The following is a 14,053-nucleotide window of genomic DNA, read 5'->3' on the forward strand; positions in this document are numbered from 1 at the left end:
GAATGTGCTGCAGCTCCCGATTGATTTTGAATCGCTTATATCTATCTATTAATAGTCAAAATTATCCGGGTCTGGACCGAAAAAACTTCATGCTTCACTGGCAAAATCGGTCTTTCGATGATTGCTGTTATAGTTGGCAAAGTTCCCTTCATTAACCTCCTTCTTCTTTAATATGTTAACCAAATAAAATTTTTAGTTGACATTTCTATCATTCTTCTTGCATAATAAATAACAAATATTGTATTAGGAGGAAAAGCATGAAAATCAAGTCGATGGTGTTAATTGCTCTTTTTGCGGCGTTAACGGCGATCGGTGGGTTTATTAAAATCCCTATTCCATATGTCCCATTTACGCTGCAAATTGTATCTGTTTATTTAGCTGGGTGTTTGTTAGGTCCGAAACTCGGAATGTTAAGCCAGCTTGTTTACGTTTTGATTGGACTGGCAGGTGCGCCTGTTTTTGCGGAAGGAGGAGGTCCAAGTTACATTTTTAAACCTACATTTGGTTATTTACTAGGTTTTGTGTTAGGAGCATACGTCAATGGCTGGTTGATTAAGAGATTTCAATTGGTAAAAACATTTTCTATTTTCCTCGCTAATTTCGCCTGCCTTCTTGTAGTGTATCTTCTTGGCTGTCTTTGGTTATATGCAGCAATGAAATTTATTTTCGATAAGTCGTTAACGATTGCTCAAACATTATTATTTGGTTTTGTGATTCCTATACCGGGAGATATTTTCTTATGTATCCTATGTTCCATCATCGCAGCGCAGATTCTTCCACGGACGAACTTTTTGATTCATAAACAAGGAGTTGCATCTTAATGGGAAAAGCGATTTTTATCACAGGGACCGGAACAGAAATTGGCAAAACGATTGTCACTTCCATTCTATTTCTGGTATTGAAAGAAATGGGAGTGAAAACAAAAATATTTAAACCCATTCAAACAGGTGTAGTAGAAGAGAGCGATTCTTTTGCCGATCAATATTGGTATGAAGAAGTGATTGGAGAAGAAAAAGGCTCTACGGGGATGTATTATATGGAGCCTGCTGTTTCCCCTCATTTAGCTTCAGAGATCACAAATACTACGATTCTGCCAAATGAAATAAAAAATAAAATTTTAGAATTAAAAAATCAATACGATGTTGTTCTAGTAGAAGGAGCAGGTGGACTCGCGGTTCCGCTCATTGAACATTCTAACGGATTTTATATGACAAAAGATTTAATTCAAGAATGTGAATTGCCAACAATTCTCGTGTCTCTGGCTGGATTAGGAGCTATACACCATACACTCACAACTGTAAATTATGCCGAAAAGCACGACATTGATATCCTTGGGCTTATATTTAACCATTTTGACCAATACAATATGATTCATATTGATAATGTACGGACTATACATAAGATGTTGAATCTTCCTATCATTGCTAAATTGCCAACAATGGACTCTTTGTCTAAAGACAGTCTTACTCAATTAGCCAACACATTGATATCCAAGCAAGAACTTAAGAATGTATTGTCAGGGGGATTAGAAATTGAAGTATAGGTACGAACAGTTAGAACAACTTGATAAACAATATGTATGGCATCCTTTTACCCAAATGAAGTCTTATATCGAAGAAAAGCCGCTCATCATTGAAAAAGGAAAGGGAAGCTACCTTTATGATGTCGAAGGAAAAAAATATTTAGACGGTTATGCATCTTTATGGGTAAATGTTCACGGACACAGTGACCCTGAATTAAACGAAGTGCTTCATGAACAAATTGAAAAAATCTCTCATTCTACGCTTTTAGGGTCCGCGAATGTTCCTTCCATTTTATTAGCAAAAAAACTAGTGGAAATTTGGGGAGGAAATTTATCAAAAGTATTTTATTCCGATACAGGGGCTGCTGCCGTTGAAATTGCATTGAAGATGGCATATCAGTACTGGCAAAACATTGACCCTGTCCGCTACAAAGATAAAAACAAATTTATCTCATTAAAAGAAGCTTATCACGGGGATACCATTGGTGCTGTAAGTGTTGGCGGCTTGGATTTATTCCATCGAATCTTTAGGCCGCTATTGTTTGAACGAATTGAAGTACCTTCCCCATATGTATATAGAATGGACGAATATGGCGATGAAAAGGAAATTGTGAATTATTGTTTAACAAAGCTAGAAGAAACGCTTGAACAGCATCATTCAGAAGTCGCGGGTATGATTGTCGAACCGCTCGTTCAAGGAGCGGCAGGAATCATTGTACATCCGAAAGGGTTTTTAAAAGGTATTGAAAAGCTTTGCCGCAAATACAATATTTTGCTTATTTGCGATGAAGTGGCTGTTGGATTCGGCAGAACCGGAACATTATTTGCCTGCGAACAAGAAGATGTCCAGCCTGATATTGTTTGCTTAGCCAAAGGCATCACAGGAGGATATTTACCGCTTGCGGCAACATTGACAACAGAAGAAATTTATTCTGCATTTTTAGGAGATGTTCATGAAAATAAAACATTTTTCCATGGTCATACATATACGGGAAATCAATTATCTTGTTCTGTTGCGTTAAAAAATATTGAGTTGATCGAACAGAGAAACTTAGTTTCGGATGTCCAACGAAAAGCTCATGCGTTGGCAGATAAATTGCAAAAGCTTTATGAACTGCCGATCGTCGGTGATATTCGTCAAAAAGGACTCATGATTGGCATCGAAATCGTCAAGGATAAGAAAACAAAAGAAATATTCGAGCGCTCGGAGCAGATTGAGCATAAAATTATTTTAGAAGCTAGAAAGCGCGGGCTTATTATCCGACCATTAGGTCCTGTCATCACGTTTATCCCTGTTTTGGCGATGACCGATGATGAGCTAAAGACCGCTGTTGATATTATTTTTTATTCGATTGCGGAAATGGTAAACATCAAGCAGTTTTAAGATGAAGGTACTTTATCGTTGCAAGGGGATGTCTCATGTTTTGAGACATCCCCTACTTACAATTAGTCAAGAGTTTTTAGTAAATCTATTTGTTTCAGTGGATTTATTTAGGGGGCTGTCCAGAAAGTCAAAATCCACTGAAAACGAAACATCATAAGCATTGATATATCAACATTAAAGGGGCGTCTATAAGCTGGAAAATCGACTTATTAGAAGCCCCTAACTAAATAAATTTACGCATGCCAAATAGCCCCCACGATTTTTGCTTTTTTTCCTAAACAATTACGAAGTTGCTGATGCGATTTCGTAATTGTAGGCGATTATGTAATATTTCCCCCTCATAAATACAAATCTGAGCAAAATTATAAATAACCATATAGCTCTTTCCCATACTAACATCAAAGGCAATGACACTTTGCATAAACCTTCCTCCATTATTTGTAGAAGCCTTCATATAACCTTAATGATTCCCTTTTCTTATCCACGATCTCATGGATCCAACATATTAAATCTGATTCTTATAAGATCCGTGAAGTAGGCCAGTTTTTCATTGCGAACTCATAGTTCTGGGGCTGTCACGACCTTTTCTCCACTCCTACTAAAAAATAGCAGCACAGACCTTGACCGTGGTCTATGCTGATAATCTTAATATGTATTTATTTACATGAAATAAAGTTAAGGATTTCTTCTTTTGTCGGTAAGGATGAAATGGCACCTTTTCCTGTTGTTGTGATCGCACCGCTTGCATTGGCAAAGGTGAGGATTTCTTGATGGTGCTCATTTAATACATCTATTAAGTTATCATGGTTTACTTCTTTTTCGAGTAGTTTATATAAAAAGCCACCGATAAAGGCATCTCCTGCACCTGTAGTATCCTGAACCTCAACTTTGAAACCAGTTGATTCATATTTGGCATTCTTCGTGTAAAGGTCGGCTCCATTAGCTCCTTTTGTGTAAATAACGGCTTTTACATCACCTGTGAATAAGTTTTCAATCGCCTCTTTTTCATTAGTGATTCCTGTGATAAACGCTAATTCTTCATCGGAAATTTTGATGATATGTGCTTTCGGAATAAATTCTAAAATCGTTTGTCGACATTTCTCTGCACTGTTCCATAGTGGAAGGCGAACGTTGGGATCAAAGCTAATGATTCCCCCATTTTCTTTAACAAGTCGAATTGCTTTTTCATGGGCTTTTTTCATTGGGCTTTCGACTAGATCGACGGAGCAAAAATGTAAAATATCTCCTTTGACAAACCAACTTTCTTCAATTTCATCTTCTGAAAGCAAAAGATCTGCAGAAGGATTGCGATAGAAGGAAAAATCACGTTCACCATCATCGCGCAGCGAAACAAATGCTAATCCTGTATTCGCTTCATTTGTTCGCTTTATTTTATCTGTTTTCACACCGATTTTTTGTAACTCTTCAATTAAAAAGTCACTAAAGGCATCCATTCCAAGCTTTGTGATCATTGCAGATTCTGCTCCAAATCTCGCAACAGCTGCTGCAACGTTTGCTGGGGCTCCCCCAGGTGCACGTTTAAAAGATTGAACATCCTTTAATGCTTTGCCTTTTTGCATTGGAATAAAATCAATTAACACTTCACCAATTGAAAATAAGCGCCCCATTGTCTACACCTCCCTTTTAATTTATAGTGGATAAGTTATATTTCGTTGTGTCTAATGTAACTTTTCCGTTTCGTGCAAAGAAGCGAATATCTGTGCTTTCAGGTCTTGGAAAAATTCGGCTCGTAAATACTTCAACGCCGTCATTGATAAAAATTTCGACAGAAGACGTATCAACAAACAGATGAAGCTTTAACGTATCCCCTTCAACGCTGCACGTTCTTGTTGTTCCATATTCTTTAGCTGGAACCTCCCCTGAATGGGTACGGTCTAAGGTCACCTTTTGTTCCTTTCTGTTATAGGAGATGACCGTTTTTTCATCTTTACATGACCGGAATTCAATCCCGACTTCATCTGCTTCCATGTTCGTAAATTCACAAATAAGTTCATACGTCGTCCCATTGAATCCTGCATACATTTTTTTCTCATCATCGAGAATATCTTTCACATTTATCGAATCTTGTCGCAATGCTTCTAGTTCTTTTACAGGACACTGAATAAGCTTTCCATTTTGAACGGTCAACTCTCTCGGTAATGTTAAACAATGAGCCCACCCATCCTTATCAGTTGGATACTCGATTTCGGGAAGACCCATCCACCCGACTAAAAGGCGACGTCCCTTATGGTCAATTGTCGTTTGTGGTGCATAAAAGTCAAATCCACGGTCTAACTCAACAAACTCACCGTGTTCAAAAACTTTAGTCTTTAAATCTAGTGTGTTCCCTAAAAGATAACCAGATTGATAGATATTTTGAAATTGATCTCCCTTTGGCTCTAACCCTTGTGGTGAGAAGATCAGCACACCTTTTCCATCTAGTTCAAAATAATCGGGACATTCCCACATAAATCCAAATTCCTTTAAGTTTGTTTGAACCTCACCTTCAAATGTCCAATTTTTTAAATCAGGTGATGAATAAAGAACAATACAACCTGTTTTGTTTTCCCTCTGTGCCCCGATAACAGCATAAAAAGTGTCATTTTCCTTCCAAACTTTCGGATCGCGATAATGATCGGTATAACCTTTTGGAACTTCTTTAATAACCGGCTCTTGTAATTTTTCAATACGTCCATTTTCATTCATTACCGCTAAGCATTGATATGGATGACGAACCCAATTTTCATCTCTTGTATTTCCTGTATACATTAAATGGAGCTTACCGTCATGACAAATAGCACTACCTGAATAAGCTCCGTGAGAATCAAAATAATCGTTCGGCTTAATACCAATTCCGACATTTTGCCAATTGACAAGATCTTTTGATTTTGTGTGATACCAATATTTTAATCCATGAACAGGACCTAGCGGAAACCATTGATAAAACAAGTGATATTCTCCGTTAAAATAAGAAAAACCATTTGGATCATTTAAAAGTCCCGTTACTGGTTGAATATGAAATTTCTGACGCCAAATGCTTTTGTTGACTTTTTCTTTTAATGCATTCAATTCTTCTTTTGTCGCTTCTTCGATTCGGCGATACCGTTGTTTTCTCGTCCATTCCATCTTTAAACCTCAAACTCCTTCACGATGTAAACACAGGGCCTGACCTCTTTTTAAGGATCAGACCCCAATATTTAATTTATTAAGATGCTTTTTCTGCTGCTTGTTCTTTTTTCGCTGCACGTTTCGCTAAAATGATGGTTGTTACGAATGCAACGATGAATGAAATAACCATTCCAATTACGTATGGAACTATGGAATCTGGACGAATTGAAATAATACCTGGTAAACCAGCTGCTCCAAGCGCAACAGCTTTTACTTTAAAGATCGTAATAAATGCGGCTGATATAGCTGCACCTGTAATAGCACCAATAAATGGATAACGAAGCTTCAAGTTTACACCAAACATAGAAGGCTCTGTAATTCCTAAAAGAGCCGAAATACCAGCTGCGGACGCAATACCTTTAATTTTCTTATCATTAATAATCATAAAAACAGCTAATGTTGCTGCACCTTGAGCTACGTTTGACATAGCCGCAACAGGGAAAATAAACGAACCACCTGTTTTAGCAAATTCTGCTAACAATTGTGTTTCAACTGCAATAAAGCTATGATGCATACCTGTAATAACGATTGGGGCATAAACTAAACCGAATAACGCACCACCAATGAGTCCCGTAGTATCATATAACCAAACAAGTCCGTCTGTTAATAAGTTACCTGCAGAACGAGTAATCGGTCCTACTGCTGTAAACGTTAAAATGCCTGTAATAAAAATCGTTAATAATGGCGTTAATAAGTTATCAAGTGCAGACGGAATATATTTGCGTAAGAATTGTTCTGTTTTCGCTAAAATAAAGGATGATGCTAATACAGGTAATACGGTCCCTTGATAACCGACTTTTTCAATTTCAAATCCGAAAATACTCCAAACTGGAATTTCACCGTTCGCTAAGGCGCTACCATAACCCCAACCATTTAATAAATCAGGGTGAACCATTAACATACCTAAAGTAGCTCCTAAGTACGGGTTACCACCAAAGCGCTGTGTAGCGGAGAAACCAATTAAAATTGGTAAAAAGACAAATGCCGCATTGGCAAATGTATTAATAAGTGCTGCTAAGTCCGCTATTTCTGGATATGCATCAATGAGGGACCTACCTTCAATAAATAGATCCTTTGCCGTTAATACGTTATTAATTCCCATTAAAAGACCGCCAGCAACAATGGCAGGAATAATCGGAACGAAAATATCAGAAAGTAGCTTCACTAAACGTTGAATTGGATTTAAATTTTTCGCTCCAGCATCTTTCACATCTTTTGTAGACATTTCTTGAAGTCCAGTTAATTTGGTCAATTCTTGATAAACTTTGTTAACTGTACCTGACCCTAAAATAATTTGGAACTGTCCACCCGTTGAAAAAGTTCCTTTTACATCGTCCATTTTGTCAAGCGCTTCTTGATTTATTTTACTTTCATCATTTAAAACTAGACGTAAACGTGTCGCACAGTGAGCTGCAGCAGAAATATTATCTTTTCCACCAAGAGCTTCTAAAATTTCTTTTGCGATTTGATCGTATTTCATAGCTTCCTCCCCCATTTATTTAGTGGAACCGGTTCCATTTTTCGCGATTTAGGAACCGGTTCCTAACTTTATGAAATGGAACCGGTTCCAGTCTGATTATAAGTCATTAGGAATGATGCTGTCAACGCTTTCTCGTTCAATAATTTCATATTTTGATAATGTTCTTTTTGGAACTGACTCCTCATTGACAAGCTTTACAATGTTTTGCGCTGCCATCTTTCCAGCCTCTTTAAAAAACAGTTTTACTGTTGTTAGCCCTGGGTGAATAATTTCCGTCACATCATATCCTCCAAAACCCGTAATAGAAACATCCTTTGGAATGCTCAATCCTTTTAATTGTGCTGCCCTTAAAGCACCAAGAGCAATATTATCCGTTGCACACACAATGCAAGTCGGCTGAAATCCTTCTAGCATTTCTGTTACTCTTTGTTGAGCAGCAAACATATTAAAACCTGTTTCAAAATAACGAACCTCACATCCTTCCGCTTCTGCTATTGCCCTTTTAAATCCTTCCTTTCTTCTTACTCCAACTGCCACATCCTTTTCGGTAACACCTAAGTAAGCAATTTTTCGATGCCCTTTCTCTAATACATATTTTCCAATTGCATAGCCTGCTTCCAAATCATTATGAATCAGACTATGTACATCCGGATGTTCTTGACCAACAAGAAGAATCGGGATGTTCACCTTTTCAAATGCCTCTAAATGTACTTGTGTAATTTGAGTAGCAAGTAAAATAATTCCCGCAACTTTTTGACTAGCAAGGCTATAAATCGTTTCAATTTCACGTTCAATTTGCTGATTCGTATTGGATATTAATAATTGAAAATTCAACTCTTTTAATTGTTCATCAATCCCAATTAAAGTATGCGATGCTGCATAGGAATCTAATCGCGGAACAATCGTTCCAATAAAATATGTTTTCTTAGCCTTTAAACTTTGTGCAAAAGGATTAGGTGTATATCCTGTTTCTTTAATGGCAAGTTCAATTTTTCTTTTTGTTGCTTCACTAACGGATCCACCATTTAAGTAGCGAGATACAGTGCTTTTGGAAACTCCCGAAATTTTTGCTATATCTGCAATAGTTTTATTCATTCCTAGTCCACCTCAAAAATGAGTTCTCTTTTTTTTATTATAATATTAAACCCATTTTTAATGCATGGGGTAACAAAATAAGCATTCGAGATTTAAAATCCTGTGCTCCGAATAATAAAGCAATCGGTCATTCACCGATTGCTGCAAATTTGATAGGTTACTTCTAGGATCGATTGATTCCTCCACTTTTGCTGGGGATTTAAATCACTTCTGGGATCTTTCCCATCACTTTGGCTAGGGATTCAATCACTTTTAAGCACTTTCCCATCACTTTGGCGGGTGATTCAATAATCAATCTTTTGTTTCCACTACTCGATCGACTCTCAACTTTTGAACATGTAAATAGGTCAATGCCCTATATCTCAAGGATTTATGACTTTTCATCTCGATGATTCCGACTGGTCTCAAACCAGCAACCCCCACCCTGTCAAGGTGTAGTAGTAGGATAAATCATAGTCTAATAGAATGCAAAAAATTTATTTTTATCTTAAACAAAAATACGCCAACAAACATATTATAAAACCAAAAAATCGACAACAAGCTGCCGTCAAGATTACCTGCAAAACAGAATCATTTATGGGGCCGTCCAGAAATCAAATCGCCATTGAAAACAAAAAATCATAAACACCGATATATCAACGTTTCTAACACATTAATGGGGGCGTCAATAAGCCGTAAAAACGACTTATTAGACACCCCCTTTTTATTTTGAGACAATATGATTGGTCTCTATTACCTAAATAAGGTTTGCCACTATATCCGAACCAAGGTGTATCTGTGGAACTTTGGGAAAGACAACTAAATAAACTAGAAAAATAATTGAAGATAAATGCCTATAGGAAACAATATTTCCTTGTAGGTTTTAATTACGGGAGATTTTTCGTTTAAGATAAACATATAAAACTTAGATTGTGAAAAGGAGGGGGTTTATGAATAACAAAGAGTTAGAAAAGTTAAAAGAGCTCCTGTATTGTGAAGACAATGAAGAAGTAAAACATATAAATAATTCGATACTTCTTCATATATTTGCAGCAAATTACAACTGGGATAATGGTTTTGAAATTCCTAACAATAGAGTTAGTGAGATTTTGTTTTTCTTGTGAATAGAATGTTTCAGCCTTTAATGAAGAGAATGAAACGATTCTATTACGGCATGATCATGGCAGTTTCCTTTGCGGGACATGCTCGTGGTAATGCCTTTTTCTTTGGCTAAATGTTGAAAAGCATAAGACGTATAGACCGCCCCTTGATCGCTATGGAGTGTTTTTCCTTGTCCCATTTTACTGGGTCACTTCATTTTTTTATAATTGCTTTTAAGATTACTAAATAGGGTATTGGTAAAAGGGAACAAGTATTAGATAAAGTCAAGACATATGAACAGGCTAGAAATAAAGCACTAGACCTAGTTGGAGATTTAGGACCAAATTCAAAGCCATATATAGGAACTCTTAAGTCAAGTGCTGGATATGGTAAAGTAATTGGTAGGCAGTCTGCTGACAGAAAAGTAAGATGGAGATTAGATTATGACCCAAATAAGGGGACACATATAAACATTGAAGATTTTCGCAATGGTAAAGGGGCTAATGCTCGAAAAATCGTTATTCCATTCGAGGGTAACGAAAGCACCTTTAAATCTTTATTAAAACATTTGAATAGATAAGGGGGAATTTGAATGAGTTTATTTGATGAGTGTATTGAAGCACTAGGTGAGAATGTACACGTCTTATCTGATAGTGAGAGAGAGCAAGTACTAAGAGATTTTGAGAATTCTTTTCCATTTACTGAGTGGGGGCGTATTGAATGGGAGAAAGTGACTTATCATGCTAAAGTGAATACAGTTGATGAGATCATCTCCTTTTTGAACCAAAACATTGATGAATACAGCAACGTTATATATGTTATTTGGGATGAAAGGACATTACCTATAATTCAATCTGAGTTAAATAAAGTATTTGAAGTTATAGATGATGTTACTGCTGTAAGTTTTGATACATGGATATTTTCACCATCTTCAGGATATGTTATTGAGATATTTCATGACGGTGAAGTAAGAATAGGATTGAAGTAAAATATCATTGAATTAACCCTCAAAAGGTGAATATAAATTCTCTTTTGAGGGTTTTCTACTAGTGACGTAGTGCCGAACGAGCTGCTAGTGATACAATTTGTGCATGTAATCTATTCAAGTTCTATATGATAATTTTTAGAGTTATCTTGTACGCACAAAATGTGTATAAAAAAGATGCCCTATTTTACAATTTTCATCAAATATAACCCACTGAAAAATTATCAGTTACTACCGTTTTTTTCGCCAAAAACCTTACCCTTGTTTTCCCACCATTTTATAAAAATTTTTTCGTAACTTTTTCTTCGCTACCACCGATTACTATAGCGAGAGGATTACTCCACCTCAATTAGCTTCTGGCAAGAACCGCGTCATATCAAGATTTTTGAGGATGATTCCGACTGAACTCAAACCAGCGACCACTATCCCTGTCAAGGTGGCGCTCTCACTAAAGAAGATGGAGATTTACTACCTTCCGAATTTGAAAAAGACTTTAACATTGATTACTACAATGAAGATTTTAGAGAAATAGAATTCTATGATGAGCCATCGATTGATTGCCGTGTTCTAATTGAAGGCTTTTCTTATGATGAGGAGAAAATTCAAAATTTATAGAGTTTTGCGGTGATCGTTTAAATCAAGAAGCGAACTCAGTTCTTTTACTTTATAACTTTCAATATAATGGAAATATCAATGAAAAACATCAGTTTAGATTTCTAGGAGCCGTGCAATATAAGTAATTATAAACACCTTGAATGAGTGTTCGACACTCTTTCAAGGTCAGCTTGCCAACAAAGTCTACAAGCTGAGTGGAGAAAAACAACTCGTTTTTCTCCACTGGCTTCATTTTAAGGACTTATCGGACATCCCCGGGTGATGAGTACGCCGCGCAAAATCAACAAACCGAAATTTATCGAGCCGATGTCTCGATTCGGTATACTGAAACAAGCTCGCATCTTCTAAGTAGACAAAATTTTTCACCACTACTACATGCTCGTAGCCGTTTAAATCCATATATTTTTGATCCTCAGCTGTCACTCGGTCGACAAACATTTCTTTTTTCGCAAAGCTAATGCGAAGCTTTAATTCATTTTCGATATATTCATAAATCGAATTTTCACAAATGCCGCGCGTCAATGTTGGAACGAATTTTTGGCAAAGAAAGTCCTTGTCTAAAATAATTTTCTCTTCTTCTATTTCCCTAGCACGAATCACTTTCCAAACTTTTTCCTTATTTTCGGTTTCCAATTGTCTTTTAATATATTCATCAGGCTCGATCAATTCCAGTTCATGTACGATCGTTCTTGCCGGCTTGTTCATTTTTTGCGCCAATTCTTTAAAGCTGACAAGTCCAGAGACAGGAAAATCATATTTTCCTACATCTAACACAATCGAACCTTTTCCTTTTATTTTTTGAATATAGCCATGCTCTGATAGAAGATTGAGCGCTTTGCGAATCGTCTCACGCGATGTTTGATACCGCTGGGACAATTCATTTTCAGAAGGCAGCTTTTCGTTCGGCTGAAAAATGCCTTTGCGAATATGAAGCAAAAGGTCGTTGTAAATCGCCATAAATTTATTTTCCTTCATAGTCATCACCGAATTGTATAGTATCATTTTGTTAAATGATACACAATCGCTTCATATGGACGCAACATGATTTCTTGTACATGTTCAGAAGAGTCATTATAGTTGGAAAGTAGGATACGGCTTGTATATCCGTTTATATCAAGCTCATTCGGCAAAACAAATTCTGTTTGGCCGCCAAAAAAGTTGGCCACTACTAGAAGCTTTTCACCATCTCCATTGCGCACATAAGCAAAAATTTGCGGATGATCCTCTAACAATAGCTGATAGTTTCCTGTTGTAATAATGTCATAGTTCTTTCGCAATTCAATCAAACGTTTGTAATGGTAAAAAATCGATGTTGGATCCTCTAATGCTTTTTTCACATTAATCTCTTTAAAATTCGGCGCGACATGAATCCAAGGAGTCCCAGTTGTGAATCCGGCATGCGGACTGTCGTCCCATTGCATAGGTGTCCGTGAATTATCGCGCGATTTACATTTTAAAATTTCAAGCACCTCTGCTTCTGTTTTTCCTTGCTCAAGCAAAATTTTATACATATTTAATGTTTCCACATCACGGTATTCTTCAATTCGCTCAAACTTCGGGTTGGTCATGCCAATTTCTTCACCTTGGTAAATATATGGTGTTCCTTGCATCATATGAATAACTGTTGCCAGCATCTTCGCCGATTCTTTATGATATGCTCCATCATTGCCATAGCGCGACACAATTCTCGGCTGGTCATGGTTGCACCAGAAGAGCGCATTCCAGCCTCCGCCTTTATTCATCTCCACTTGCCAAGTAGATAAAATTCGTTTTAGAGCCAGAAAATCGAATGGAGCTGCCACCCATTTTTCACCATTTGGGTAGTCTACCTTTAAATGGTGGAAGTTAAACGTCATATTCAATTCGTTCCGTGCTGGATTAGTATATTGAATGCAATGGTCAATGGTGGTCGATGACATCTCACCGACTGTCATAATATCATATTTAGAAAATACTTCCCTATTCATTTCCTGCAAAAACTCATGGATGCGCGGACCGTCTGTATAAAATCGGCGGCCGTCACCCAATGGCAGGGATTCGTCATCATCGAGAAAACGTTGATCTTTCGAAATCAAATTAATGACATCTAAGCGAAAGCCATCAATTCCCTTTTGAAACCAAAAATGCATCATTTCATAAATCGTTTTGCGCAGCTCTTCATTTTCCCAATTTAAGTCGGCCTGAGTTACATCAAACAAGTGCAGATAATATTGTCCCGTTTGCTCATCATACTCCCAAGCCGATCCGCCAAATTTGGATTTCCAGTTTGTTGGAGGGCTGCCGTCTGGTTTGGCATCCTTCCAAATATAAAAATGGCGGTAGCGGTTTTCTTTTGACGAACGTGCCTGCTGAAACCACTCATGATCGGTCGAGGTATGGTTTACGACCATATCCATTATCACTTTGATACCGCGCCGATGGGCTTCAGCAAGCAAACGCTCGAAATCCTCCATTGTTCCATAATCTTGATGAATGCTAAAATAATCACTAATATCATAGCCGTTATCTCGCTGCGGCGAAGCATAAATAGGCGTCAGCCAAATGACGTCAATCCCTAATGTCTTTAAATAGTCTAATTTCTCGATAATCCCTTGCAAATCTCCTATTCCATTTCCCGTCGTGTCTTTAAAGCTTTTCGGATAAATTTGATAAACAACGGCTTTTTTCCACCATGGCTGCTTCAATGAATATCACCTCGTTTATAATTTTGAGACTATCGGGAAA

The 14,053-nt window shown here is 37.2% G+C and carries 12 protein-coding genes and 3 pseudogenes; 7 read left to right on the top strand and 8 right to left on the bottom strand.

Annotation, left to right across the window (positions count from 1 at the left end):
• Positions 1 to 257 precede the first annotated feature (257 nt).
• From NSQ61_RS09675 to bioA, 3 genes are read left to right on the top strand one after another with little or no spacing between them, the layout of a single operon-like run.
• Positions 258 to 821: a biotin transporter BioY gene (locus NSQ61_RS09675; RefSeq protein WP_063386449.1), complete on the top strand. Its 564-nt coding sequence runs from the start codon at positions 258 to 260 to the stop codon at positions 819 to 821.
• Positions 821 to 1,543, top strand: a complete 723-nt coding sequence (gene bioD, locus NSQ61_RS09680; RefSeq protein ID WP_327859066.1) for a dethiobiotin synthase — start codon at positions 821 to 823, stop codon at positions 1,541 to 1,543. The genes NSQ61_RS09675 and bioD overlap by 1 nt, the downstream gene beginning before the upstream one ends.
• Positions 1,533 to 2,906 (top strand): adenosylmethionine--8-amino-7-oxononanoate transaminase, encoded by a 1,374-nt coding sequence (bioA, locus tag NSQ61_RS09685; protein WP_327859067.1) that lies wholly within the window; start codon positions 1,533 to 1,535, stop codon positions 2,904 to 2,906. The genes bioD and bioA overlap by 11 nt, the downstream gene beginning before the upstream one ends.
• A gap of 316 nt (positions 2,907 to 3,222) precedes the next feature.
• Here bioA and NSQ61_RS20290 read toward each other — a convergent pair.
• The 5 genes and pseudogenes from NSQ61_RS20290 to NSQ61_RS09705 all read right to left on the bottom strand — a co-directional run.
• A pseudogene (locus NSQ61_RS20290) lies at positions 3,223 to 3,327 on the bottom strand (transposase); the annotation flags it as partial.
• Between the two features lie 235 nt (positions 3,328 to 3,562).
• Positions 3,563 to 4,534 (bottom strand): carbohydrate kinase family protein, encoded by a 972-nt coding sequence (locus NSQ61_RS09690; protein WP_327859068.1) that lies wholly within the window; start codon positions 4,532 to 4,534, stop codon positions 3,563 to 3,565.
• A 16-nt stretch (positions 4,535 to 4,550) separates the two neighbouring features.
• Entirely contained in the window at positions 4,551 to 6,032 is a 1,482-nt protein-coding gene (locus NSQ61_RS09695) for a glycoside hydrolase family 32 protein (RefSeq protein ID WP_327859069.1), read from the bottom strand.
• A gap of 79 nt (positions 6,033 to 6,111) precedes the next feature.
• Positions 6,112 to 7,554, bottom strand: a complete 1,443-nt coding sequence (locus tag NSQ61_RS09700) for a sucrose-specific PTS transporter subunit IIBC (RefSeq protein ID WP_340806846.1) — start codon at positions 7,552 to 7,554, stop codon at positions 6,112 to 6,114.
• A 96-nt stretch (positions 7,555 to 7,650) separates the two neighbouring features.
• The gene (locus NSQ61_RS09705; RefSeq protein WP_066249868.1) at positions 7,651 to 8,649 is read right to left on the bottom strand and encodes a LacI family DNA-binding transcriptional regulator; all 999 of its coding nucleotides are present in this window, start codon (positions 8,647 to 8,649) and stop codon (positions 7,651 to 7,653) included.
• Positions 8,650 to 9,578: 929 nt separating this feature from the next.
• Between NSQ61_RS09705 and NSQ61_RS09710 the strand changes: the two genes are divergently transcribed.
• Complete coding sequence (locus NSQ61_RS09710; protein WP_165381986.1) at positions 9,579 to 9,752, top strand: DUF4274 domain-containing protein; 174 nt, start codon at positions 9,579 to 9,581, stop codon at positions 9,750 to 9,752.
• Here the strand turns inward: NSQ61_RS09710 and NSQ61_RS09715 are convergent.
• Positions 9,714 to 9,910 (bottom strand): annotated as a pseudogene (locus NSQ61_RS09715) (IS3-like element ISBt2 family transposase); the annotation flags it as partial. The gene NSQ61_RS09710 and the pseudogene NSQ61_RS09715 sit on opposite strands and share 39 nt — an antisense overlap.
• 81 nt (positions 9,911 to 9,991) lie before the next feature.
• Between NSQ61_RS09715 and NSQ61_RS09720 the strand changes: the two are divergent.
• From NSQ61_RS09720 to NSQ61_RS09730, 3 genes and pseudogenes are all read left to right on the top strand, one after another.
• A pseudogene (locus NSQ61_RS09720) lies at positions 9,992 to 10,309 on the top strand (T7SS effector LXG polymorphic toxin); the annotation flags it as partial.
• A 12-nt stretch (positions 10,310 to 10,321) separates the two neighbouring features.
• Entirely contained in the window at positions 10,322 to 10,717 is a 396-nt protein-coding gene (locus NSQ61_RS09725) for a CDI toxin immunity protein (protein ID WP_066249867.1), read from the top strand.
• 495 nt (positions 10,718 to 11,212) lie between these two features.
• Positions 11,213 to 11,329: an immunity 22 family protein gene (locus NSQ61_RS09730; RefSeq protein ID WP_261308774.1), complete on the top strand. Its 117-nt coding sequence runs from the start codon at positions 11,213 to 11,215 to the stop codon at positions 11,327 to 11,329.
• Positions 11,330 to 11,557: 228 nt separating this feature from the next.
• On the opposite strand, the gene treR is transcribed toward NSQ61_RS09730, so the two are convergent.
• Complete coding sequence (gene treR / locus NSQ61_RS09735; protein ID WP_063386458.1) at positions 11,558 to 12,304, bottom strand: trehalose operon repressor; 747 nt, start codon at positions 12,302 to 12,304, stop codon at positions 11,558 to 11,560.
• Between the two features lie 23 nt (positions 12,305 to 12,327).
• Complete coding sequence (gene treC / locus NSQ61_RS09740; protein ID WP_066249864.1) at positions 12,328 to 14,013, bottom strand: alpha,alpha-phosphotrehalase; 1,686 nt, start codon at positions 14,011 to 14,013, stop codon at positions 12,328 to 12,330.
• Positions 14,014 to 14,053 lie beyond the last annotated feature (40 nt).

The sequence above is a fragment of the Aeribacillus sp. FSL K6-1121 genome (assembly GCF_038003725.1).
GTDB classification, from domain to species: Bacteria; Bacillota; Bacilli; order Bacillales; family Aeribacillaceae; genus Aeribacillus; species Aeribacillus composti.